Annotated in this window: 20 protein-coding genes; 5 read left to right on the forward strand and 15 right to left on the reverse strand. The window is 65.3% G+C overall.

Going from position 1 to position 23954, the window contains the following annotated elements; translation table 11 throughout:
- Positions 1–80 precede the first annotated feature (80 nt).
- Entirely contained in the window at positions 81–1178 is a 1098-nt protein-coding gene (locus tag ACQR1H_RS17430; RefSeq protein ID WP_434907910.1) for an alkene reductase, read from the forward strand.
- A gap of 172 nt (positions 1179–1350) precedes the next feature.
- Here ACQR1H_RS17430 and ACQR1H_RS17435 read toward each other — a convergent pair whose 3' ends face one another.
- The 3 genes from ACQR1H_RS17435 to ACQR1H_RS17445 all read right to left on the reverse strand — a co-directional run bounded on the left by ACQR1H_RS17435 (position 1351) and on the right by ACQR1H_RS17445 (position 8138).
- Positions 1351–1719, reverse strand: a complete 369-nt coding sequence (locus ACQR1H_RS17435) for a hypothetical protein (RefSeq protein WP_409997934.1) — start codon at positions 1717–1719, stop codon at positions 1351–1353.
- Positions 1720–2265: 546 nt separating this feature from the next.
- Entirely contained in the window at positions 2266–5346 is a 3081-nt protein-coding gene (locus ACQR1H_RS17440; protein WP_434907911.1) for an autotransporter domain-containing protein, read from the reverse strand.
- Between the two features lie 398 nt (positions 5347–5744).
- On the reverse strand, positions 5745–8138 hold the full coding sequence (locus tag ACQR1H_RS17445; RefSeq protein WP_434907912.1) for a TonB-dependent receptor: 2394 nt from the start codon (positions 8136–8138) through the stop codon (positions 5745–5747).
- Positions 8139–8449: 311 nt separating this feature from the next.
- Between ACQR1H_RS17445 and ACQR1H_RS17450 the strand changes: the two genes are divergently transcribed.
- A complete protein-coding gene (locus tag ACQR1H_RS17450) occupies positions 8450–9085 on the forward strand; it encodes a response regulator transcription factor (RefSeq protein WP_434874664.1) in 636 nt (211 codons plus the stop codon).
- A gap of 126 nt (positions 9086–9211) precedes the next feature.
- Here ACQR1H_RS17450 and ACQR1H_RS17455 read toward each other — a convergent pair whose 3' ends face one another.
- Positions 9212–9568, reverse strand: a complete 357-nt coding sequence (locus tag ACQR1H_RS17455) for an EF-hand domain-containing protein (protein ID WP_434874681.1) — start codon at positions 9566–9568, stop codon at positions 9212–9214.
- A 957-nt stretch (positions 9569–10525) separates the two neighbouring features.
- On the opposite strand from ACQR1H_RS17455, the gene ACQR1H_RS17460 reads away from it, so the two are divergent.
- A complete protein-coding gene (locus ACQR1H_RS17460; protein ID WP_316217355.1) occupies positions 10526–11368 on the forward strand; it encodes a hypothetical protein in 843 nt (280 codons plus the stop codon).
- A 48-nt stretch (positions 11369–11416) separates the two neighbouring features.
- On the forward strand, positions 11417–11758 hold the full coding sequence (locus ACQR1H_RS17465) for a hypothetical protein (protein ID WP_434907913.1): 342 nt from the start codon (positions 11417–11419) through the stop codon (positions 11756–11758).
- Positions 11759–11801: 43 nt separating this feature from the next.
- On the opposite strand, the gene ACQR1H_RS17470 is transcribed toward ACQR1H_RS17465, so the two are convergent.
- Genes ACQR1H_RS17470 through exbB form a run of 3 tightly spaced genes read right to left on the reverse strand, consistent with a single transcriptional unit; the run spans position 11802 to position 13951 of the window.
- Positions 11802–12749 (reverse strand): TonB family protein, encoded by a 948-nt coding sequence (locus tag ACQR1H_RS17470; RefSeq protein ID WP_434907914.1) that lies wholly within the window; start codon positions 12747–12749, stop codon positions 11802–11804.
- Positions 12746–13171, reverse strand: coding sequence for a TonB system transport protein ExbD (gene exbD / locus ACQR1H_RS17475; RefSeq protein WP_434892986.1), 426 nt, complete (start codon positions 13169–13171; stop codon positions 12746–12748). Before exbD ends, ACQR1H_RS17470 begins: the two co-directional genes overlap by 4 nt.
- A gap of 3 nt (positions 13172–13174) precedes the next feature.
- A complete protein-coding gene (exbB, locus tag ACQR1H_RS17480; RefSeq protein ID WP_315802738.1) occupies positions 13175–13951 on the reverse strand; it encodes a tonB-system energizer ExbB in 777 nt (258 codons plus the stop codon).
- Between the two features lie 380 nt (positions 13952–14331).
- Between exbB and ACQR1H_RS17485 the strand changes: the two genes are divergently transcribed.
- Positions 14332–15147 (forward strand): tetratricopeptide repeat protein, encoded by an 816-nt coding sequence (locus ACQR1H_RS17485; protein WP_316217360.1) that lies wholly within the window; start codon positions 14332–14334, stop codon positions 15145–15147.
- On the opposite strand, the gene ACQR1H_RS17490 is transcribed toward ACQR1H_RS17485, so the two are convergent.
- From ACQR1H_RS17490 to glpD, 8 genes are all read right to left on the reverse strand, one after another.
- Positions 15136–15849, reverse strand: a complete 714-nt coding sequence (locus tag ACQR1H_RS17490; protein ID WP_315802872.1) for a hypothetical protein — start codon at positions 15847–15849, stop codon at positions 15136–15138. The two genes, ACQR1H_RS17485 and ACQR1H_RS17490, sit on opposite strands and share 12 nt — an antisense overlap.
- A 166-nt stretch (positions 15850–16015) precedes the next feature.
- A complete protein-coding gene (locus ACQR1H_RS17495) occupies positions 16016–17812 on the reverse strand; it encodes an ABC transporter substrate-binding protein (RefSeq protein ID WP_315802736.1) in 1797 nt (598 codons plus the stop codon).
- Positions 17813–17879: 67 nt separating this feature from the next.
- Positions 17880–18209, reverse strand: a complete 330-nt coding sequence (locus ACQR1H_RS17500) for a DUF2160 domain-containing protein (protein WP_315802735.1) — start codon at positions 18207–18209, stop codon at positions 17880–17882.
- A 188-nt stretch (positions 18210–18397) separates the two neighbouring features.
- Positions 18398–19204, reverse strand: coding sequence for a carbohydrate ABC transporter permease (locus tag ACQR1H_RS17505; protein ID WP_315802734.1), 807 nt, complete (start codon positions 19202–19204; stop codon positions 18398–18400).
- The gene (locus tag ACQR1H_RS17510; protein WP_315802733.1) at positions 19204–20106 is read right to left on the reverse strand and encodes a carbohydrate ABC transporter permease; all 903 of its coding nucleotides are present in this window, start codon (positions 20104–20106) and stop codon (positions 19204–19206) included. The genes ACQR1H_RS17505 and ACQR1H_RS17510 overlap by 1 nt, the downstream gene beginning before the upstream one ends.
- Positions 20107–20109: 3 nt before the next feature.
- Entirely contained in the window at positions 20110–21192 is a 1083-nt protein-coding gene (locus ACQR1H_RS17515) for an ABC transporter ATP-binding protein (RefSeq protein ID WP_434907915.1), read from the reverse strand.
- A 12-nt stretch (positions 21193–21204) separates the two neighbouring features.
- Complete coding sequence (locus ACQR1H_RS17520; RefSeq protein WP_315802731.1) at positions 21205–22287, reverse strand: ABC transporter ATP-binding protein; 1083 nt, start codon at positions 22285–22287, stop codon at positions 21205–21207.
- Positions 22284–23837 (reverse strand): glycerol-3-phosphate dehydrogenase, encoded by a 1554-nt coding sequence (gene glpD / locus ACQR1H_RS17525; RefSeq protein ID WP_434907916.1) that lies wholly within the window; start codon positions 23835–23837, stop codon positions 22284–22286. The genes ACQR1H_RS17520 and glpD overlap by 4 nt, the downstream gene beginning before the upstream one ends.
- Positions 23838–23954: the final 117 nt, after the last annotated feature.

The following is a 23954-nucleotide window of genomic DNA, read 5'->3' on the forward strand; positions in this document are numbered from 1 at the left end:
GATACCTCCCGGCATTGCGCTGTTCGCGGCAATGCACAACTGACCTGAACCCCCTCCTCCTCCCTCCTGGAAAGACCCCGATGAGTGCATCCAAACTGTTCGAGCCGTACCAGCTCGGTCCGATCACCCTCGCCAACCGCGTCGTGATGGCGCCGCTGACGCGCAACCGCGCCGTTGAAGGCCTCGCCGCTGGTCCGCTGACGGCCGAGTACTACGCCCAGCGCGCCTCGGCCGGCCTCCTGATCTCCGAGGCGAGCCAGGTCTCGCAGCAGGGTCAGGGCTATCAGGACACGCCCGGCATCTATTCCAAGGCGCAGATCGCCGGCTGGCGCAAGGTGACCGACGCGGTGCACGCCAAGGGCGGCCGCATCTTCATCCAGCTCTGGCATGTCGGCCGTATCTCCCATGTCTCGCTGCAGCCGAACGGAGGCGCGCCGGTCGCGCCCTCGGCCGTCGCCGCCAAGACCAAGACCTTCGTCGGCGGCGCCTTCACCGACGTCTCGGCGCCACGCGCGCTCGAACTCGCGGAAATTCCCGGCATCGTCGCGGCGTTCAAGCAGGCCGCATTGAATGCCGTCGAGGCCGGATTCGACGGCGTCGAGATCCACGGCGCCAACGGCTATCTGCTCGACCAGTTCGCCAAGGACGGCGCCAACAAGCGCACCGACGCCTATGGCGGCTCGATCGAGAACCGCGCAAAGCTGATGCTCGAGGTCGCCAAGGCCGTCTCGGAGGCGATCGGCGCCGACAAGACCGGCATCCGTCTGTCGCCGGTGACGCCGGCCAACGACATCTCGGATTCCAATCCGCAGGCGCTGTTCGACTACATCGTCGACCAGCTCGCGGCACTGAATCTGGTCTACATCCACGTGATCGAGGGGGCGACCGGCGGCCCGCGCGACGTTGCACCGTTCGACTACGCCTCGCTGCGCAAGCGCTTCAACGGCACCTACATCGCCAACAACGGCTATGACCTCGCGCTCGCGAACAAGCAGCTCGATGCCAACGCGGCCGACCTGATCGCCTTCGGTCGGCCGTTCATCGCCAATCCCGACTTGGTCGAGCGGCTCAAGACGGGCGCAGCTCTCAACGAGCTCGACCGCGCCACCCTCTATGGCGGCGGCGAAAAGGGCTACACCGACTATCCGACGCTGAAAGCGGCGCAAGCGGCGGAGTAATCGTCATCTCGTAGGGTGGGCAAAGCGCTGCCGCCAGGCGGCGCGTGCCCACCGTGCATCCGCGCAAGCGGAGGGAATGGTGGGCACGGCGCGCAAGAGACCGCGTCTGACGCAGCATGTCGCTTGCGCGCCTTTGCCTACCCTACAGCCCTGCGATCCAGCACATCCCCACCTACATCATGCTGCCCGGCAGGAAGCAGCGCACATCGATGCGCAGGCCCGTATTCAGCTCGCGATAATACACGGGCCATACCATCGTCCGGCCGGCGCGATTGGGCTCAGTCACCACGGCCTCTTCCGGAACGACCCACCATTGGCCTTCAATGCGGACACGATAGCGGCCATCCTTCGTGTCCCAATCCGTGTCCGAGAGCGCGGTGCCATCCGCATCCGAGCAGCACGGCCCCCTGCCCGAACGCAAACTCTCGAACCAGCCCTTGAGCGGAGAATTGGCATAACGCCCGTCGAGATCGCGCGCCGTCGCATCGCCAAGCAGCAGAGAATGCGCACCTATACCGCCGGCGAGAGTCGCGACCGAGATCGTCGCTCGTACCCAACGGCGGACGTGGGGCCGGCGAACGGCATCCACCAATAATGAGACGATCGATACAAGGCTTGAAGATCTACGACTCATGTGCACACCTCGCTGCTCGATACGATGCGCAATAGCTGGTCGGCTTCTGTGGCGGAAGTTCGTAGTTGACGGAGGCCAGCAGCAACTAATCGCGATGCTTCGTAAATTCCAAGAGCAGGCAACGATCCCGCTCACGAGGCCAGCGGGATAATTGCCCGAGACCCGGCGTGAGCAGGCCCCTCGACGATTCATGCAGGCTGCGTAGGGTGGGCAAAGCGGCCGCCCCGCAGGCGTCGCGTGCCCACCGTGCACCCGCGCAACCGGAGGGAATGGTGGGCACGGTGCGCGATGGAGTTCAGCTCGCGGCATGCAGTGTCGCGCGCGCCTTTGTTCACCCCACGGCAGCGGAGACGCGTCGCGCCGCGCGCTGCGACGATGCAGCGACAAAAAGGCCGGGATTGCTCCCGGCCTCTTCGACGTCGTGCTTCGCAGGCTCTGCCAAAGGCGGACTCTTCAGAACTCCGCCCGCACCTTCAGCACCGCCGACTGCTCGAGATACTGGCTGCCGACCACGGCGTTGTAGCCCAGCGAGATCGACTGACGCTCGCCGAATGCCACCAGCTTGAGCGCGGCGCCCAGCTCGGCCAGGTTGCGTTCGGGCGACGGTCCGACGGCGAAGAAGGTCGCGCCGCCGCCGGCGAAGCTTGCGGTCACGTTCTGCGCGGTGTTGCCGAACTCGTGCCGCCATGCCGCCAGCGTCTCCAGGCCGAAGCCGTAGGTCGAGGTCACCAGCAACGGAACCGAGGCGCGGAGGCCGAGGTTCGAGCGCACCGAATTGGTGGTCTGCTTGGCGATCGCGAGCGCAGCACCTGCGGTGCTGGTCTCGGTGTAGGCCTGCTGATCGAGGCGGGCATAGGTCACGCCGGCAAACGGCGTCAGCACGGCCTGATCCACCTTCACGGGCAGACCGAATTCACCGCGGAGCAGCGTCAGCCACCCCTTGTGGCTGCCGGAGGCGGTATCGGTGAAGCCCGCGAAGTTGATGCGGCGCGTGGTGGTGTAGTCGACCAGCGCGACGCCGGCGGAGCCGTTGACGTACCAGGACGGCTGGACATAGGCACCGTACACCGTGCCCTGATAGTGCTGCATCCCGACCGCATCGCCGGCGGCGGTCCGATCGTCCATCGCGCTGGTGGCATAGCCGAACGCGGCACCGACGCGGAAGGCACCATCGATCCGCTGATCGATGCCGGCAACGAGCCCCCCGGTATTGCCGCTGTAGCCGGCAACACCGGCCACGTCGCGCTGCGACGCATTGGTGCCGATCAGGCTGCCCCAGACGGTGCGTTCCGGTTCGGGCGCGATGGCCGGAGCCAGCGCTGCCTTCACCGTCGGACGGGCCTTGGTCGCATTGAAGGCCATCAGCATCGAGGTGAGCGGATCGGTGTCGTCGGCGAACGCCGAGGCGACGCGCGAATTGGGCGATGCGGCCGCGGCCGTCAGCCGGTTGTCGATCTGGTTCTGGAACAGCGATGCGGTGCTGAGCGGCACCTGGACCTGGGCGCCGTTCACGAACGGACGCAACTGATCGCCGGCGCTGCGCACCTCCCTGTCGGTGCCGAGGCTCTGCACCGCGCCGCCGAGCGCCTGCACCTGCGCGTTGCTGCCGCTGTAGCCAAGCAATCCGTTCAGCGCGGCGAGGCTGGAGGGCGAGATGCCGGCGATGGTCGCGGGCGACCGCACGGATGCATTCAGCAGCAGAGCCCCGGTGGACGTATCGGCCGTGAAACCGACCAGCGCGCCGGAGAAATCGACGTCGAGCGGCGTCGCCGACACCACCGTCGCGACGCGGTAGACATCGCCATGGCGCACAATGCCCTGAAGCGTCGGCGCGACCGTGCCCGCGCCCGCAAAGGTCACCGCGCCCGTGATGTTGCCGATCCTGGTCGACGGCGCCGCCGCGGTGCCGCCAGATCCGAAGATCGTGGTCCGCAGCACGGCGCCATCGACGAACTGCACGCCGGCCCCGCCGCTCACGGCGACCTGCGACTTCATCAGGTCCAGCATGCCGAAATTGACGATGCTGGCGAGGCTTGTCACGCCGTCGAGCGTCAGCGAATTGCTGCCGAGGCCGTTCTGCGCGACGACGTTGCCGCTGAAGCCGGTGCCCTTGAGCAGGATGGCATTCGTGGCGCCATCCTCGTCGTTGATGGTGATGTCTCCGCCGAGCGTGCCCGTGTTAACCAGATTGAATGTGCGGGCGCCGAAGAACGTCGCCGCCTGGTTGTTGCTGGCGGCGCAGAGCGGGTCCGTGGTGTTGGTGCCGGCCGTCGGACAGGCGTTGCCGTTGGCATCCATGCCCGAGCCGGAACTGCTATAGGTGCCGGCGACGGTACCCGCGGTCGCCTTGGCAAAGGAGCCGCGCGAGGCGCTCTGGTCGACCGAGATCGATCCCGAGATCGTGCCGCTGTTGGTGATGTCATGCTCGCCCGAGCCGAGATAGAGGTTACCCTGGATCAGGCCGGCATTGGCGATGACGCTGTCGCGCGGGCCAGAGTTTGAGCCGCTGCCGGTCAGCGGGAAGGTCGATCCTGCGGCGAGACCGGCGGCGGTGGTCAGCGGATTGGTATCGAGCGCCAGGATGTCGCCCTTGATCACGCCGCTGGCATTGTTGGTCAGCGTCAGCGCCTTGGTCTCCGTCACCGTCACGTTGCCGCTGGAGTCGAACTTGTAGAGCGGCGAATCCGGATTGCTGCCGGGGACGGTATCGAACTCGGCGCCGGCGAACGCTGCGATCGCCCAGTGACCGTCGTAGAAGCGGCTCGCCGCCGTCCAGCTCGTGTTGGCGATGGTGCCGGAGTTGGTGATCGAGGTGTCGGCCCGGCCGTAATAGGCAGCGGCATAGTTGCCGGTCGCCGAGATCGTACCGCCGGCGCGGTTGTTCACCACGAAGCTGTTGGTGTTGTCGTCGGAATAGAGCGCCGAGATGACCGCGAGGTTGGTGCCGTTGTACCGGCCTGTCGCCGTAGCGCCGATCGAAACGCTCAGCTTGCTCGCATCGAACGCGCCGAAGACATTCTGGGTGACGGCGAGCGTCCCGGTGTTGTTGACGGTGAACTTGTTGACCTGGCTGTCGGCGACGACGACGTGAAGCCGGCCGGCGCTGAGCTGGCTGGTGGTGAGGCTCAGCCAGCCGGCATTGTTGATGATGACGTTGTTGACCGCCGGATCCTCGGCATTGGAGAAATTGGCCGCGATCATGCCGCGATCGGCCAGGCCGGTCTGGGTGTTCGTAGTGAGATTGCGAACGGCCGTGGAGTCCAGCGTGACGATCGTCGTGGGAGGGTTGGGATTGTAGCCGGTCGCTGGAAAGACCGGGTTCGCCGGCGTATAAGAATTGCTGCCGCTCGAGGGCGTCGCTGTCGCCGCAGCGGCGTCGTACACGGTGATCGCGGAGGAGATGCTCCCGCTGCAGGTGACCGTGACACCCGGCGTCGTGCACTCGGCCCTTGCCTCGCCGACGACCATCCATGTCGACAACAACACGAAACTAGCGGCAGCCGCCTCGCTGCGCTTTTTGCTTTTTGATTTCACCTGACGCCCCACGTTACGCAATACACGGCTTCTTGTTGATGACCGATTGTATCGAAACGTTGGCAGGAACCAGCAAGGCGAACTTTTCTATGAACGCACGGGACATTGTCCAACTAACAGCGGAATTAGTCCCATAGTAATTCGATTAATCATCATAAGCGGCTTCGCTTGAAGCACCGCTCTCCCGCCAGATCTGAAACTTGACGACGAGGACGGCAGACCGCTCCACCGCGAAGGACATCGCAGAGATGAACTCCGCGCTCGTGGTTCCGGCACCTGCAAGACCCCGACCAGCAAATGAAAAGGCCGGGATTTCTCCCGGCCTTCTTGCCACGGTGGGGGCTGCCGTGGCGCGGCGCGGATGCGCCTATGCGTCGCTGGTGGTCCGTGGCTAAGGCTCAGAACTTCGCCCGGATGCCGGCATAGGCCGCGAGCGGCATTCCCGGCACCATGCTGCGGGGATCGTTCAACGCGAACGCCGTTCCGCCGCCGGCGGTGTTGAAGCCGGCAGGGTCGAACACGGTGCCCGCCGAGTAGTAGCGCTGGTTGAACAGGTTCTGGATCAGGCCGAACACCTCGACGTTCTTGGTCACCTGATAGGACGTGTTGACGTTCACGACCCAGTAGGCCGGAACCTTCGGATAGACGTTGGTTTCGTCGTGCAACAGGTACTGGCTGCCGACATAGTTGACGCTGGCGCCGACCTTCCAGGCGTCGGTCACGGCATATTCCGCGCCGAGCTTCAGGCGATGCGCCGGAATGCCGGGAATGTGGTTGCCGGAGACGACACCGACCGGCGCCCCGAGGAACGGATCGTTGACGTCGAAAGCACTGCGGAAGGTGGCGTCGATGAAAGTATAGTTGGCGTATGCGGTCCAGCGATTCCAAGCGAGATCGAGCTTGGCCTCGACACCCTGGCGGAGGGTGGTGCCGGCGTTCTTGAAGTAGCCGCGCACCGGGTTGGCCGGGTCGACGACCTGGATGATGTCGTCGGAATTCTCGGTCCGGAACAGGCTGAGGCCCCAGCGCAGCCGCCAGCCGTCATCAACCGCCACCGACTTGATCGGCGCCTTGCGATAGGCCGGCAGATCGGCGGCGTAGGCCGAGCGGCCGCCGGAGATCTCGCCGCGCAGGCCGCCTTCGACGGTGCGCGACACCACCTGCTTGAGCGGCGGATCGGCGATCAGGAAGTTGTCGATCAGGCAGGGATTGGCCGGATCGGAGCAGCCGAGCTCGAGCGGCGTCGGCGCGCGGTTGGCCTCGGAGTAGCCGGCGTAAGCGGTCATATCAGGCGTGATCTTGTAGGTCAGGCCGACCACCGGGTTGAAGCGCTGGAAGTTGTTGTCGCTGTTCAGCAGCGGCGCGAAGCCGGTCTGGTCGCGCAGATTGATCTGCGCCCAGTTGAAGCGGCCGCCGGCCGTCAAGGCGAGCTGCGAGGTGATGTCGAAGGTGTTGGTCGCGTAGACGCCGAGATAGGTGTTCTTGGCGTTCAGGTTGACCGGGGCGAGGCCGGCATTGGGCTGATCGACGTAGACGCCGAGGCCGGTGACGAACAGATTGTTGTCGATGGTGCCGAGCTCGGAGGTGGCCTGGAAGTTGGTATTGCCGTGATCGACGCTGGCGCCGACGACGAAATGGTTGTCATGGCCGAAGAGCTGCGTCGTCGAGGTCGCCTGCAGCGAGCCGCCATAGCTGTCGGTCTTGACGGTGTTGCGGTCGATCTGGCCGAGCGCCGCATCGCCCGCCAGCGTGTTGACGGTCGGACCGTTGCGGTTCATCTGGAACTCGGTGCCGGCGGCATCGCTGAGACAGAATTCGCCGGGGAACGCGCCCGCAGGGTCGCAGGCCGCAACCTCGGTGCCGTTGCCGTCGATGCGCGCGGATTTGTAGTTGCGGTAGTAGCCGTTGGCCTGGATCGAGAGCGTGTCGGTCGGCGCCCACTTCATGCTGGCCTGCACCATCTGCATCTGCAGGCGCAGCGACTGCGGCCAGGTGTAGACGCTGGACCAGCGCTGATTCAGCATCTCGATCGGCGTCGCCGCGACCGAGCCGAGCTTGTTGTCGGCGCCGGTGAAGGAGAGGTGGAATTCGGTGTTGTCGCCGCGCGCGCCGAAATCGGCATACATGCGCCGGATCTGCGAGGCCGACGAATAGTCGCGCCAGCCGCGGTCATAGGCGCCTTCCGCGGCAATGTATGTCGAATAGGTGCCATTGTTCCAGCCGTATTGCGCGCCCGACTGGATCCGGCCGAACGAGCCGCCGAACAGCTGCGCTTCGCCGCCCTGGTAGTTGAAGCCGTTCTTCATCTCGATCGAGAGCGCGCCGCCGGTGGCGTTGAGGCCGAACAGCGGATTGTTCGGCATCAGCGTCATGCGCGCGATCGCCATTTCCGGGATCAGGTCCCAGTTCACGACGTCGCCGAAGGCCTCGTTGATGCGGGTGCCGTTCTGGTAGACGGCGATGCCCTGCGGCGTGCCGAGCACCGGCGAGGCGGTCTGGCCGCGGTAGTTCAGGTCGCGCTGAAACGCGTTGCCGGTCTGGTCGCTGAGCGAGACCCCGGGCACCGATTGCAGGATACCGTCGAGCAGCGTCGGCGCGCGGCTGTGGTCGAGCTCCCGCGCCCCGATGGTTTCGACATTGGATGGAATCTTGTCCTTCGCAATCTCGCTGCCCTGAACGGGCGAGACGCCGACCACCTCGATGGTCTGCAGGGTTTGCTGCGCGAACGCAGCCGTAGGCAGCAACGCACACGTCGCGAGAAGCGCGCTCTTCAGCGCCGACAGTCTGGTCAAGACGTCCCCCAGTTTCTTGTCGACCGGTTCCGGCAACAGCCCACGCCCCTGAGCCCCACCCGCACCAAAACTGGTCGATTTACCCGTTTACGAACCTTAACATTCGTAAACAGCCCTCCAGTTCGTCGCAACGGGCAATATTCTTCGGCCCCTAGGGACAATCTTCCCGGATCCGGAAAGTGGCGATCAATTCGCCGAGCTATCTCCCAGCCTCGGCCGCACTGTTGCACCCGATCCTGGTTTGCAAGGGAACTCACATGGTAGAGGAAGCATCGGCGCCGTCGGCGCCATAGGGACAAGACCTTCATCGGATGTATCGCGTTCTGCTCGTCGATGACCACCCGGTCGTGATCACGGCCTGCCGCTGGCTGCTGAACGAAGCCGGGATCCGCGCGCTGTCCGAGGCACACGATGCCGACAGCGGATACCAAGCCTATGTCCGTGACCGGCCGGATGTCGCGATCGTCGATCTGCGCCTGCACGGGCAGGAGCTCGGCGGCATCAATCTGATCGAACGCATGCGGTCGCACGATCCCCGCGCCCGGATCCTGGTCTTCAGCATGCATGCCGATCCGCGCATCGTCCGCTCGGCGATCGACGCCGGCGCCAGCGGCTATCTGCTCAAGGACGCGCCGCCGCACGAGCTGCCCAAGGCGTTGGAGCAGGTTCGGGCCGGCGGCACCTATCTCGATCCGCAACTCGCCACCCGCATCGCCCTGCTCCGCGCCGACCCGGACGGCATGGCGGCCCCTGCGCTGACCCCGCGCGAGCGCCAGGCCCTTGCGCTGCTGGCCGAGGCGAAATCCTATCAGGCGATCGCCGACCATCTCGGCATCAGCTACAAGACCGTCATCAACCTGACCTACCGGCTGCGTCAGAAGCTCGGGGCCCGCAGCCTGCCCGACTTGGTTCGTCTCGCAGTGGAAATGTCCCGCCCAAGCATGTGAGGGCCAATCGCCTTCCTGCCGGCCCGCCACGAGCATCTGCCTGAAAGACGAGGGCCTGCGACGGTCTCCCGTCACAGGCCCTCCGGCTCATGTCTATGTCGCGTCGGTCCAGTGCGGACCGATGTCTCACTTCAGCAGCTTGGCCACCGACTTCAGCTCTTTGGAATCGAGCGTGCCGTCACCGTCCGGATCGGCCGCCTTGAAGCGGCCTTCCACCAGCGCAAGATACTCGTCCTTGGTCAGCGTGCCGTCATTGTCGGGATCAGCGGCCTTGAGATCCTTGGCCGAAACGCGGCCGCGCAGCTCCTTGGCGTCGAGCGTGCCGTCATGGTCGCGATCGAGACGATCGAACAGCGCGCCGGCGGCCGTGCGGACCTCGCTCATGTCGGCGGTGCCGTCCTTGTCGGGGTCGATCGCGGTCAGCAGCTTGGAAGGGGCCGGTGCACTGACAGCCATCGTCGACGTGCCGACGATCGCGGCCATGCCGACGGCAGCGGCTGTCATCATCAGTTTCCAATTCATCGAATTGATCCTTTGTCTCCGCCGTCCGAGGGGCGGCGATGAAGGGCACGAAAACAACGTATGCGAGCGTCGCTGGTTTCATCGGCAACGCGCCACACATCGCTTTGACGTATGGGAGGCCCTGTCATTTCGCAAGTGCAAGAACGCGACGCCCGGGAAATTCCCGCAAGAGCGTCGGGACTAGAACCTCGGTCCGTGCAGGAAATATCTCCCCGGACGGTCGCGACGCGGACCGCTATCGTGGTCGAAGGTGCCTCCCTCCGCCTCGGCCCGGGCGTTGGCGACGTGGCGTCTGCGCTTGGCGACATGCCTTGCGGTTTTGGCATCGCTCCCCGACAACGCGTGTTGGGCTTGCCCAACCTGACTTCTCTTGCCGGCGTGGGTTTGACTCCACCAGGCTTCCAATTGGTCCCGCAGCGTCTCCTCCGCGAAGGCGCGTCCGTCCGGCAGCAGCGTGGACAGGAGGAGCGCAACTATCAGCCCGAGCGGCATCGGCTGAGCGGACAAGCGGCGGCGATGACCGGGTGTGTGAAGCACGGGCGTGTCCATTCTCTGGCTGATCCGGCGATCAGCAATGCATGCTGCAACCGATGTTTTCCTCGCTCTATGACCTCAATGTGTTTGCAACACGCCACATTCATCACCGTGTTGAGATTCACTCGCGAAATGGCCGCCATATTGTCTCGGTCAAAATGTCCCGTTCGACTTGCCAAAACATCCCTATTCCTCACCGAAACAGGAAAGGCCGGAGCAAATGCGGCATTCAACGACTGATCGTTTCCCGATCGCGTCATCTTTCAGCCGACAGGCCCGCATGTTTTCGCCCCGCCGACTCGCTAGCTCATCAGTTGAAGGGAGCGCGGGGACATGCAGCCGAACGGCATCGCCAGGAGTGCAAAAAGACGATCGCGATTGTACATGGCTGCCGGTGCTCTCGTGCTCGCGCCCTTCGGTGCAGCGGCCGAGGAGATCCAGGGCAATGACCCGGCCTCGCCCGGACATTTCCAGGTCGAGCAGCGCTTCGGCTATCTGACCACCTTCAATCCGCAACAGAACGGCGGACGCCGCGTGCCGCAGCGTGCGGTCACCGGCGAGACCGAGATCGGCTACTCGCCGACCGAATGGTACGAGATCGCGTTGACCTCGCCCTACGCCTTTGCCCGCACCAATGTGCCGATGGCGCTGGGCAACGTGATGGACAATGGCGTGCCCGGCTATTCATTCCAATCCGGCGGTGTCACCATTCGCCAGACCTTCATCCAGGGCGACCGGCTCGAGCGCACCGTCTTCCTCGGCCTGGTGTCACGCACCATCCTGGCGCCGCAGGGCGGCCTGACGCCCGATCTGTGGGTCGCCAACAAGGCCGGCGCCGGCCAGCCCGGCGCGCCGCGCTTCGTGCAGGAGGCCACGCCGCGGGTGGCGCAGATGTTCACGCCGATCATCGGCGTCAACCTGCCCAACGACTATCAGCTCATCTTCAACGCCAACATGACCTTCGGCATCGACGGCGCCGGCTCGGCGTTCGAGCCGTCGGTGCGCTTCGTCAAGCGCCTCAGCGACCGCTGGACCGTCGGCATCGAGCATTTCTCCAATCTCGGACCGTTCGGCTACATCCTGCCCTGGAATCAGCAGATGCAGACGCTCTACGCAGTCGCCGACACCCGCTTCAAGGGCTTCGAGCTCAGCTTCGGCCTCGGCTACGGCCTGACCAACGCCTCGCGTGGCCTCGCCGTCAAGACCAGCATCGGCAAGGATTTCTGATCCGCGCGCCTTCATCCCGTGACCAATCATAAGAAAAGGACACTCGTCATGCGTCGCCTCGTCACCGCCTGCGCGCTTCTCATGCTGGCCGGCTCCGCCGCGTCCGCCGAGGACGGCCCGCGCTTTCTCAATCGCACCGGCCAGACCATCGTGAAGATGTACCTGGCGGCCGCGGGCACCAAGACCTGGGGCGCCGACCAGTGCAAGAACGACGACGAGGGCATGGTCGACCACAACGAGCGCATGACCTTGGTCGGCGTGAAGTCCGGCCGCTACGACATCAAGCTGTCCGAAAAGGGCGGCCGCACCTGCGTCGCCAAGAACATCGAGCTCAAGGAAGGCGCGCAGTTCGTCGTGCGCGATACGGATCTGACCGAGTGCAGCAAATAGCGGGACGGAGCGCCACCGGACGTAGCTCCGGATGGCGCCGCGTTCAGCGCGGCCTCAGATGCAGCGGCACCGTGCGCGAGACCTGCGTCTGCGCCATCGCCGGCGGAAAGCGCGGAAACGGCGCGGCGCGTTCGATGATGCCCAGCGCCGCGCGGTCCAGCGCCGGTGAGCCCGAGCTGCCGGCGAGCCGTCGCGACAGCAGACGTCCGTTACGATCGATCACGACGTTCAGCATGACGGTGCCGCTCGCGCCATTGCCGTCGGAGGGATAGGCCGCGGCGCGGCGGATCTGCGCCACCACCTCGGCGTTCCAACTGGCCTGGCCCTCGCGCGCCCCGACGCTGTCCTCGCCGGGATTGGGCGCCGACGCGACCCGTGAAGGCCGGGCCGCCGGCGCCGCAGCCGGCTTCGGCGGTGCGGACTTCCTCTCGGCCCGCTCCTTCGTTTCCTTCTTCTCGACCGGCTTGCGCTCGACACGCTCGGGCACGGGAACGGGCTTCGGCTCCGGCGGCTTCGCCTCGATCGGTTTTGGTGGTGGCGGCGGCGGCAGAACGACATCGTCCGCACGCGGCGGCTCGGGCGCGAGGGCGACCTGGGGCGCGGGCTCCGGCGAGGGAATGACATCCGGCTCCAGGTCAGGCTGGGCCACGACCTGCGGCTCCGGCTCGGAGGGAGCCGGCGGGACAGGCTCAGCGACGGCCTCACGCGCGACCGGCTCGTCCTTCACCTGCTCTTCCTTCGGCGGCTCCGCCGGCGGCGGCTCGGACGCCGGCGCATCCTGCGCCGTCGGCGCCGGCTCGCTCACCACCGCCGGGGTGAACACGACGTCGAAGGCCGGCGCCTGGGCACGCCCCTGCGGCGCGGGGCGCAGCAGCAGATAGCCGACGGCGAGCCCGACATGCAGCGCGGCCACCACCAGCGCGGCGATGGTCCACAGCGTCCGCTCACGGCGCTGCTCGTGTTCGAACGGATCGAGCGTCAGGACGCTCACTGCGCGCCCCGGTCTTCCAGTGCGACGAGTGCGACCTTGGTATAGCCGGCGCGGCGCAACGTGTTCATCAGCGCCATCACCTCGCCATAGGGCAGCGTCTGATCGGCGCGCAGCAGCACGCGCTGCTCATGATCGGACTTGGTGGCGGCATCGAGCGAGGCGGCGATGTCGGCCTGCGCCACGCTCCGGTCGCCGACGGCGAGCGAGCGGTCGGCCTTGAAGGTGACGAAGACCGGCGTCTCCGCGCGCGGCTGCGGCTCGGCCGAGATCGCCGGCAGGTTGACCGGGACGTCGACCGTGGCGAGCGGCGCGGCGACCATGAAGATGATCAGGAGCACCAGCATGACGTCGATGAACGGCGTCACGTTGATGTCGTGCGTCTCCTCGAACTCGTCGGTGCGCCGGGCGAGCTTGACGGCCATGGCTCACTCCGCCGGATTGGCGATCGACAGCATCGGCGCCTCGACCGCGCGGATGGCGCTGCGCCGCGCCTCGGCGGGCCCCGCATGCTGCCGGTCGAGATCGCGGCTGAGCAGCCGCATCACCGCCACCGATGCATCGGCGATGACGGCGCGATAGCCGCCGGTGGCGCGCGCGAACAGGTTGTAGATCACGACCGCGGGAATCGCGGCGGCGAGGCCGAAGGCGGTCGCGAGCAGCGCTTCCGCGATGCCCGGCGCCACCACCGCGAGGTTGGTCGTATGCGCATGCGAGATGCCGATGAAGCTGTTCATGATGCCCCAGACCGTGCCGAACAGGCCGACGAACGGGCCGACGGCGCCGACGGTGGCGAGAATGCCGATGCCGCGGCCGATGCGCGCCACTGCCGCCGCCTCGATCCGCTCGAACTGCCAGGAGACGCGCTCCTTGATGCCGTCGGCAGGCAGGCCGCGCGACTTGTCGATCTCGTCGTCGGCCAGGGCGAGAAGTCGGCCGACGACACCCTCATCGGCCGAAATGCGTCCTGTCGCATCGGCCAAGGAGCGGGCCGCCATGGTGATGCCGAGCGCGCCGCGGGCCGTGCGCAGCGCCGAGCGGAGCTGAATGGTCTTGACGACCAGCACCGTCCAGGTTGCCACCGAGGCCAACGCCAAGCCGATCATCACCGACTTCACGACGATGTCGGCCTGCATGAACATGGTCCAGGGCGACAACGCCTCCGGCAGCGTGCTCGCGATATTGGCGATGTGCGCCTGATCCATGGCCGTACTCCCTGTAAGGGACCTTGGGGGTCCTCGATGCAGCCGCGGAGCCCCGTGCCGTCCACCGTTCTCCCCGGAGGGCTCTTGGTTTTGATACCCGGGCAGAGCTGCAATGGAACGGCTGCACTGTTCGCAAGCCGAGAGTGCCGCCTGTTCTCGGCAGCTTCAAGACACTTGCCTCATGGAATATGTCCCCAGGCCGATGGGAAGAATTCCCGGATGGAACGGGCGCGAGCGGTTGCTGCGCTACGGTGGTGCGCATCGGCCTCAAGTTCGCCCAGCTCGAGCCGGCGAGGGCACCGCTCGCATCACCGCGGACGATGAGTCCGGAGCCGGCACCCGAGTTCAGTTGTCCGGCCCGACCGTATATGATCGTGAATATGAGCGAAACCACCGAAGAGATCGCGCGACGCGCCACGGCCGCCTTCAACGCAGGGCGCGCGGCAGAGGCGCAACGGCTGTGCGAAACGGGCTTGAAGCAAAGTCCAGACGAACCGATGTTGAGCCATCTGCTTGCCGCAGTGCTGTTCGCGGTCGAGGACAACGCCGCAGCACGGTTGCGCATCGAGGCCAGTCTGGCCCGCCGGCCGGACCATGCCGCAGCTCGGCTGCTTGCGGCGCGTATCGCGCGGGTGGGGAAGGATTTCGAGCGCGCGCTCGCCCATGTCGACCGCGCCATCGCGCTGTCACCCCGCCGCGATGTCTTCATCGAAAAAGCGCGCATTCTCGATCAGGCAGGAATGGCAGCCCAGGCGCGGGCAGCTTGGCTGGCGATTCTCAAGGTCATACCGGAGCACGACGAAGCGCTAGCGCGGCTCGGACGTCTTTCCTGGGAGAACGGCGACTTCGATACGGCACGGACCGTCCTCGAACGGGCAGCCAACCCGGCTGCGCCGGCCTCGGTCTGGTTCGATCTCGGCCTCGTGCGACAGGATGTTGCGGATCTCGCGGGAGCTGCCGCAGCCTATCGCCGCGTGCTGGCGATAAGGCCGGATCACGCCGAAGCGGCGCTCAATCTCGGCATCGTCCTGCAGGAGAGCGGCGACCCCGACGCGGCAATGCAGGCCTATGCTTGTGCCTATCGGCTTCGCCCACAGATGTTCGGTGCCATCGCCATGGCGCTCACCTCGGCTCCGCATGGCCGACTTTGGATCGACCCTGCCGCGTTGAAGCGCGCCCTGAACTCAGCTGGTTAGGCGGCCGCGGCGTGCGCGAAATTTCTTGCGGTACACGTTTGGTGTCGCGAGCACCTCGGCGACCGTCCCGGCATACGTATCCCGCTGCGCGTCGTCGAGCGGCTCGAACACGAGCTGCGGCGGCTCGCGCAATACTGCAAAGCATTGCGCCACCGGCGTTCCCCTGGCCAGGATGCCGGTGAAATCTGGATCGAGCCAGAGCGCCGGAAAATTGATGCCGCCGTCGTGGAAGCGATCCGCATCGACCAGGCCCGACAGGGTCCGGAACGGCAGGTCCTCGCGGTTGATCGGATGCGTCGCGAACAGCGACCACCCGGCTTCGCACTCGATCGTCCAGAAGGAATTGAACTTGATGGCCGCCTGCTTGTCCGACGCAAACGGCGCACCGGCCAATTGGGCTGCGACATGAAAGCTCAACGGCGCACGCGGATGTCCCTTGGTCGCCGGCGCCGGAATGTCCCATTCCCAGGCGAATGCGCCGCGCTCGACCCTGACGTCGCAGGGCAGCAGAATCGTCACGCCATAGGCCATCGCGTCGACAAAGGGAGGACACTGCTTGACCGTGCGGATGTCGCGCCCGTGAAGCTCCGAATGCGCCGAGGCCGGCATCTGGCGCAACCATTCCGGCAGCATGGTTCGGGCCGGCACCGGTCGCAGCAGGTGATCCGCAAGGACGGGGTCGCAGCGAAAGATCATGCGCATCGCAAATTCCAGAGCTCGACCCGGTCTCATCCGGGCCACTGGCATCCAGATCCGAACTCGCACGACCGAACAAGTCAACGAAAAAGAAGAAGGCCGGGATTGCTCCCGCCCTTCCAAACTCCCCGGGGACGACCGACCTGTCGCCGGTCGTCCGAAGGAGAGGTTGCTATTTCGCCTCGGCGCGCTTCGGAGGCGACGCCGGCCACGACTTGATCAGCGTGTCGTAGTCGATCGTCTCGCCCTTCGGCTTCTCGTTCGCGAGCTTGCGCTGCGGAGCGATGTTGCCGTCCTTCGCCGACTTGTTGAACCAGTACTCGGCCGACTCCTTCTTGTTCAGCTTCGGCCCGCAGTCGCCCTGGACCTTGGACTTCTCAAGACGCTCGAGCACGGAGTCCTGCGCGGCTGCGAGTGCGTCCATCGCCTGCTGCGGCGTCTTCGCACCGGACGACGCATCGCCGATGTTCTGCCACCACAGCTGCGCGAGCTTCGGATAGTCGGGCACGTTGTTGCCGGTCGGGGTCCACTGCACGCGCGCGGGCGAGCGGTAGAACTCGATCAAGCCGCCGAGCTTCGGCGCGCGCTCGGTGAACGACTTGTCCCAGATGTCCGATTCACGGATGAAGGTCAGACCGACATGGCTCTTCTTCAAGGACACCGTCTTCGAGACGATGAACTGCAGATAGAGCCAGGCCGCCTTGCGGCGATCGACCGGCGTGGACTTCAGGAGCGTCAACGATCCCACGTCCTGATAGCCGAGCTTCATGCCGTCCTTCCAGTAGGAGCCGTGCGGCGACGGAGCCATGCGCCACTTCGGCGTTCCGTCGGCGTTCATCACCGGCAGGCCGGGCTTGACCATGTCGGCGGTGAAGGCGGTGTACCAGAAGATCTGCTGAGCGATGTTGCCCTGCGACGGCACCGGGCCGGATTCCGAGAAGGTCATGCCTTGGGCCTGCGGCGGAGCATACTTCTTCATCCAGTCGAGATACTTGACGATCGAATAGACTGCGGCAGGTCCGTTGACGTCGCCGCCGCGCTCGACCGAGGAGCCGACCGGACGGCAACCTTCCATGCGGATACCCCATTCGTCGACCGGCAGGCCGTTCGGGAGGCCCTTGTCGCCGTTACCGGCCATCGACAGCCAGGCGTCGGTGAAACGCCAGCCGAGCGAGGGATCCTTCTTGCCGTAGTCCATGTGGCCATAGACTCGGACGCCGTTGATCTCCTTGATGTCGTTGGTGAAGAACTCGGCGATGTCCTCGTAGGCCGACCAGTTCACCGGCACGCCGAGGTCGTAGCCATACTTGGCCTTGAACTTGGCCTTGTAGTCCGGGTTGGTGAACCAGTCGTAGCGGAACCAATACAGGTTGGCGAACTGCTGGTCGGGCAGCTGATACAAATGGCCGTTGGGCGCGGTGGTGAAGGACTTGCCGATGAAGTCGTTGACGTCGAGCATCGGATCGGTGACGTCCTTGGCGTCCTTCGCCATCCAGTCCGTCAGGTCGACGGCCTGGCCGTAGCGGAAGTGGGTGCCGATGAAATCGGAGTCGTTGATCCAGCCGTCATAGACGTTCTTGCCGGACTGCATCTGGGTCTGGATCTTCTCGACGACGTCACCTTCCTGGATGATGTCGTGCTTGACCTTGATGCCGGTGATCTCTTCGAACGCCTTTGCCAGAGTCTTGGACTCGTATTCGTGGGTTGTCAGCGTCTCGGAGACAACGTTGATCTCCATGCCCTTGAAGGGTTCAGCGGCCTTCATGAACCACTGCATTTCCTTCATCTGGTCGTCCTTCGAGAGCGTCGACGGCTGGAACTCGCTGTCGATCCACTTCTTTGCGGCGGCCTCGTCGGCCTTTGCCGGAACGGACATCGTCATGCCCGCGGCAAACAGCGCTGCGGCGCTGGTCATCGCGAGGTAGCGGGCCTTGGTCAAGTGATGCTTCCTAGGCTTCAAGTGTCGCATGCTTTCCTCCTTGAGCGACAATATTCCAGGTCCGGGTTGCCCCCGGATCTGCCCCTTTTCACTTGCGTCAGACGGTGCGAAAGATCGCAACGGCGGACGCAAGCGAAATTGCGGTTGCGAGCCACAGGCTCGAAACCTCAAACCCTTCCTCGCCGATCGGCAAGGTCGTAATCGTGTCGGTGCCGACCAGGCCGATCCAGGCAAGATGGATGATCGCCGCCAAGATCAGCGAGATGAACAGACGATCGCCGCGCGTGGTCGGAATGCGCAGCACTCCGACCCGCTCGGCCTCGGGGTAGCGGGCCGCGAGCCAGGTCATGACGACCAGCGTGCAGGCCAGCGCGGCGAAGAAGATTGCTGTCGGCAGGGTCCATGCCATCCATGCGATGTTGTCCATGGCTCAGTGACTCCAGGCGGTAGCGGCCCCCCTCCCCCGCTTGCGGGGGAGGGTTGGGGTGGGGGCGCCGCGAGTCGAACTGCCCGAGAGGACAGAGGTCCCCACCCGCATCGCATCTGACGATGCGACGCGACCTCCCCCGCAGGCGGGAGAGGTGGAGCGGAGACTGCGGCGACATGAAATCATCATCACACCCGTCCCAGCGCGAAGCCGCGCGCGATGTAGTTGCGGACGAACCAGATCACGAGCGCGCCGGGGATGATGGTCAGCACGCCGGCGGCGGCGAGCAGGCCCCAGTCCATGCCGGCGGCAGACACGGTTCGCGTCATGATCGCCGAGATCGGCTTGGCTTCGGTCGCCGTCAGCGTGCGCGCCAACAGGAGTTCGACCCAGGAGAACATGAAGCAGAAGAACGCCGCCACGCCGATGCCGCTGGCGATCAGCGGCACCAGGATCTTGATGAAGAAGCGCGGAAACGAGTAGCCGTCCAGAAACGCCGTCTCGTCGATCTCGCGCGGCACGGACGAGACGAAGCCCTCGAGAATCCAGACCGCGAGCGGGATGTTGAAGATGCAATGGGCCAGCGCCACCGCCCAGGGCGTATCGAACAGCCCGATCGCCGAGTAGAGATTGAAGAACGGCAGCGCATAGACCGCGGCCGGCGCCATGCGGTTCGACAGCAGCCAGAAGAACAGATGCTTGTCGCCGAGGAAGCGGTAGCGCGCAAAGGCGTAGGCCGCCGGCAGCGCTACGGCAATCGAGATCACCGTGTTGATGACGACGTATTTCAACGAGTTGATGTAGCCGGAATACCAGCTCTCGTCGGTGAAGATGCGCATGTAGTTCGCGATGGTCGGCTGATGCGGCCACAGCGTCATGGTCGAGACGATCTCGGTGTTGGTCTTGAAGCTCATGTTGACGAGCCAATAGATCGGCAACAGCAGGAAGACCAGGAACAGCGAGATGATGATTCGGCGGCCCGGAATCGTGTTCATCACGCGCCCCCTTCCACCGGCCGGCGCTCGGCGCCGGCATTGGTCATGATGGTGTAAAACACCCAGCAGACGATCAGGATGATCAGATTGTAGACCAGCGACAGCGCCGCGGCCTTGCCGAGGTCGAACTGGCCGAGCGCGATCTTGACCAGCTCGATCGAGATGAAGGTGGTGGAATTGCCCGGGCCGCCGCCGGTGACCACGAACGGCTCGGTATAGATCATGAAGCTGTCCATGAAGCGCAGCAGCACGGCGATCAGCAGCACGCGGTGCATCTTCGGCAGCTGGATCGCGGTGAACACCGCCCAGCGCGAGGCGCCGTCGATCTGGGCCGCCTGGTAGTAGGCGTCCGGGATCGATTTGAGGCCGGAGTAGCATAGGAGCGCCACCAGGCTGGTCCAGTGCCAGACATCCATCAGGATGACGGTGAACCAGGCGTCAGCCTCGTTGGAGACGTAGTTGTAGTCGAGGCCGATGGCGTTGAGCACATAGCCGAGCAGGCCGATGTCGGGACGCCCGAAGATCTGCCAGATGGTTCCGACAACGTTCCACGGAATCAACAGCGGCAATGCCAGCACGACCAGTGCGAACGCCACGGTCCAGCCCTGCCGCGGCATCGCCAGCGCGATCACGATGCCGAGCGGGACCTCGATGGCGAGAATTGCGCCGGAAAAGATCAGGTTGCGCCACAGCGAGGCGAGGAAGCGGCCGCCGAGATCGGTCGAGGGATCGAGCAGCTCCTTGAACCAGCCGACACCGTTCCAGAAGAACTGGTTGTTGCCGAAGGTGTCCTGCATCGAATAGTTCACCACCGTCATCAGCGGCAGAATGGCGGAGAACGCCACCAGCAGGAACACCGGCAGCACCAGGAACCAGGCCTTGTTGTTGATGGTCTTGTCCATCACTCAGGCTCCCTCGACGAGACGGCTGTCGGCATAGACGTGGACATAGGCCGGATTGAACTTCAGCCCGATCGCGGAGCCCTGCGGCGAGAAGCCGGCCGGCAGTCGCGCGGCGAACTTGACGTCGCCGACACGGACGCGCGCGAAGCGGATGCGGCCGAGATCGTCGACGCGCTCGATATTGGCATCGAGCAGGCCGGGTCCGGGCTGCGCGACATCGACGAATTCCGGACGGACGCCGATCTCGATCTTGGCTCCGGCCGGCAGCGCGTCGTAGCTGCGCGACAGCGTCAGCGTGTGACCGTCGATGCGGGCCTCGCGTCCCTTCACCTCGGCGGAGAGGATGTTCATGCCCGGCGAGCCGATGAAGTAGCCGACGAAGGTATGCGCCGGCTTGTCGAACAGCTCTGCCGGCGTGCCGCTCTGCACCACGCGGCCGTCATGCATGACGACGACGGTGTCGGCGAAGGTCAGCGCCTCGGTCTGGTCGTGGGTGACGTAGATCATCGTCAGGTCGAGCTCACGATGCAGCGCCTTCAGTTTCGAACGCAGCTGCCATTTCAGCTCGGGATCGATCACGGTCAGCGGCTCGTCGAACAAGACGGCGGCGACATCGGAGCGCACCAGGCCGCGGCCGAGCGAGATCTTCTGCTTGGCGTCGGCGGTGAGCCGTGTCGCCTTGCGGTTGAGGTCCGGAGTCAGATCGAGGAGACGCGCGATCTCGGCGACGCGCTTGTCGATCTCGGCCTTGGGCACGCCGCGGTTCTTGAGCGGAAAGGCGAGGTTCTCGCCGACCGTCATCGTGTCGTAGATCACCGGGAACTGGAACACCTGCGCGATATTGCGCTCACGGGTCGAGGCTTTGGTGATGTCGGTGCTGTCGAACAGTATCTTGCCGTGCGAGGGCGTGAGAATGCCCGAGATCAGGTTGAGCAAGGTGGTCTTGCCGCAGCCGGACGGACCGAGCAGCGCATAGGCGCCGCCCTGGCGCCAGGTCATCGTCACCGGCTTCAGCGCGTAGCTCTCGATATCGCCGCTGTTGCCGTTGTAGGCGTGGGCGAGATCGACGAGGTCAATGCGGGCCATGCGGCATCTCCCTCAGATCGCCGGCGCGGCGACCAGGCGGTCGCCGGCGTCGAACACGAACACATTGGACGGATCGAGCACCGCGTCGAGGATCTCGCCGGGCTCATATTCATGGACGCCGTGCAGCACGGCGACCCAGTTCATGCCGTCGCGCGTCAGATGCACGAAGCTCTCCGATCCCGTGATCTCGGTGACCGAGACGATCGCGGGAAAGGCATGGCGGCCGTGGCTGCCATCGCCTTTGCCAAGCCCGAGCTGATGCGGGCGGAAGCCCACGCGGTAGGCGCCATCGGACAGATCGGCATAGAGGCCGACCGCCGGCGCCTTGACCCCGCCGGCATACTCCACGCTCTCGCCGCGCTTCTGGATCTCGACCGTGTTCATCGGCGGGTCCGAGAACACCTGGCCGACACGCAAGGTATCGGGTCGGCGATACACGGCCGCGGTATCGCCGGCCTGCAGCGCCTGCCCTTCCCACATGCAGATGGTGCGGCCGCCGAGCAGCAGCGCCTCCGACGGCTCGGTGGTGGCGTAGACGAAGATCGCGCCCGAGGCTTCGAAGATGCGCGGCAGCTCGGTGCGCAGCTCCTCGCGCAGCTTGTAATCGAGATTGGCGAGCGGCTCGTCCAGCAGCACGAGGTCGGCCCCCTTGACCAGGGCGCGCGCGATCGCGGTGCGCTGCTGCTGGCCGCCGGAGAGCTGCAGCGGCGTGCGCTTCAGATAGGGCTCGAGCCGGAGCAGCCGCGCCGCTTCCGCCACGCGCTTCTCGATTTCCTGGCGCGACTTGCCCTGCACGCGCAGCGGCGAGGCGATGTTCTCATAGACCGTCAGCGAGGGATAGTTGATGAATTGCTGATAGACCATCGCGACCGAGCGCTGCCGCACATCGGCGCCGGTGACGTCCTTGCCGTCGACCAGCACGCGGCCGGTGGTCGGCTTGTCGAGGCCGGCGAGCAGCCGCATGATCGAGGTCTTGCCGGACAGCGTCGGCCCGAGCAGCACGCTCAGCGTGCCGCGCTGCAAGGTCAGCGAGACGTCGCGAATGGTGGTCACACCGTCGACAATTCGGGAGACGTGATCGAGCGTGACGCTCATGCGCGTCCTCCCGCCTCACGCGCCGGCAAGGTGGAGCGCTCGCGATTGGCTGTGATCCACGCCTCGAGGGCGGCGATCTCAGCCGCAGACATCCGCAACCCCAGCTTCGATCGACGCCACACGATGTCCTCGGCCGTCAACGCCCACTCGTCCGTCATCAGGTACCTGACTTCACGCTCCGTCAAGGTGCCACCGAAGTCCTGGCCGAGATCGGCCAAAGATGTCGCACCGGCGAGCATGGCCGCAGCCCGCGTGCCGTAGGCATGGGCGATGCGCTTCGCATGTGCATCCGACAGGAACGGAAAGGTCTTGCAGAGATCCGCAATCAACGGCCCGACGGCCGAGACCTTCATGTCGCCGCCGGGCAGCGGCGCCTTGCCGGTCCAGCCTTCCTCCGCGTCGCCCCCTTTCAGATAGGGCGCAAGACGCTCCAGCGCCTCTTCCGACAGGCGCCGGTAGGTGGTGATCTTGCCACCATAGATCGACAGCAGCGGCAAGCCGCCGGGCGTATCGAGCTCGAATACGTAGTCGCGGGTCGCTGCCTTGGCCTCGCTGGCGCCGTCATCATAGAGCGGCCGCACGCCGGAATAGCTCCACACAACGTCGGCCGGCGTCACCGGCTTGGCGAGATATTCCCCGAGCGCGGCGCAGAGATAGGCGATCTCCTCGTCGGTCGCCTTCACCTTGGCCGGATCACCCTGATAGTCGCGATCGGTGGTGCCGATCAGCGTGAAATCCTGCTGATAGGGAATGGCGAAGATGATGCGGCCGTCGGCGTTCTGGAAGATGTAGGCGCGGTCGTGATCGTAGAGCTTGCGCACCACGATGTGCGAGCCCTGCACCAGCCGCACTTTCGCTTTCGCATTGACGCCGGCGCCGGTCGCCAGCACCTGCTCGACCCAGGGACCGGCGGCATTGACCAGCGCGCGCGCCTTGATGGTCTCGCGCTCGCCGGTCTGGGTGTTCTCGGTGGTGACCAGCCAGTGGCTGCCATCCTGATGGATCTCGGTCGCACGCGTGCGGGTGCGGATGACGGCGCCGCGATCGGCGGCATCCCGAGCGGTCAGCACGACCAGGCGCGCATCGTCGACGAAGCAGTCGGAATATTCGAAGCCCTTGCTGTAGCGCCCGGGGATCAAGGGGCGGCCGACCTCGTCGCTGCGCAGGTTCACCGACCGCGTCGCCGGCAGCAGCTTGCGGCCGCCGAGATGGTCATAGAGGAACAGGCCGAGGCGCAGCAGCCAGGCCGGGCGCAGCCCCGAATGATGCGGCAGCACGAAGCGCAGCGGACGGATGATATGGGGCGCGATCTGCCACAGGACTTCGCGCTCGATCAGCGCCTCGCGGACCAGCCGGAACTCGTAATATTCGAGATAGCGCAGGCCGCCATGCACGAGCTTGGTCGACCAGGACGAGGTTCCGCTCGCCAGATCGTTCATTTCACACAGGAAAACGGAATTTCCGCGTCCGGCCGCATCGCGCGCGATGCCGCAACCGTTCACGCCGCCTCCGACAATGGCGAGGTCGTAGATCCGCTCCAACAGACGCATCCCCCGGCAATCGCCTTGACTGCGGCGATTTCACTTTCGGTTTCGAGTTAAACACAAACGAAAGTGAAAGCAAATCGAAATTCGCATGTTGGGCCGCGGTTGGGCAAAAGCTGCCCA

Origin of the sequence: Bradyrhizobium sp. HKCCYLRH2015 (genome assembly GCF_051168215.1) — a bacterium.
Taxonomy (GTDB): domain Bacteria; phylum Pseudomonadota; class Alphaproteobacteria; order Rhizobiales; family Xanthobacteraceae; genus Bradyrhizobium.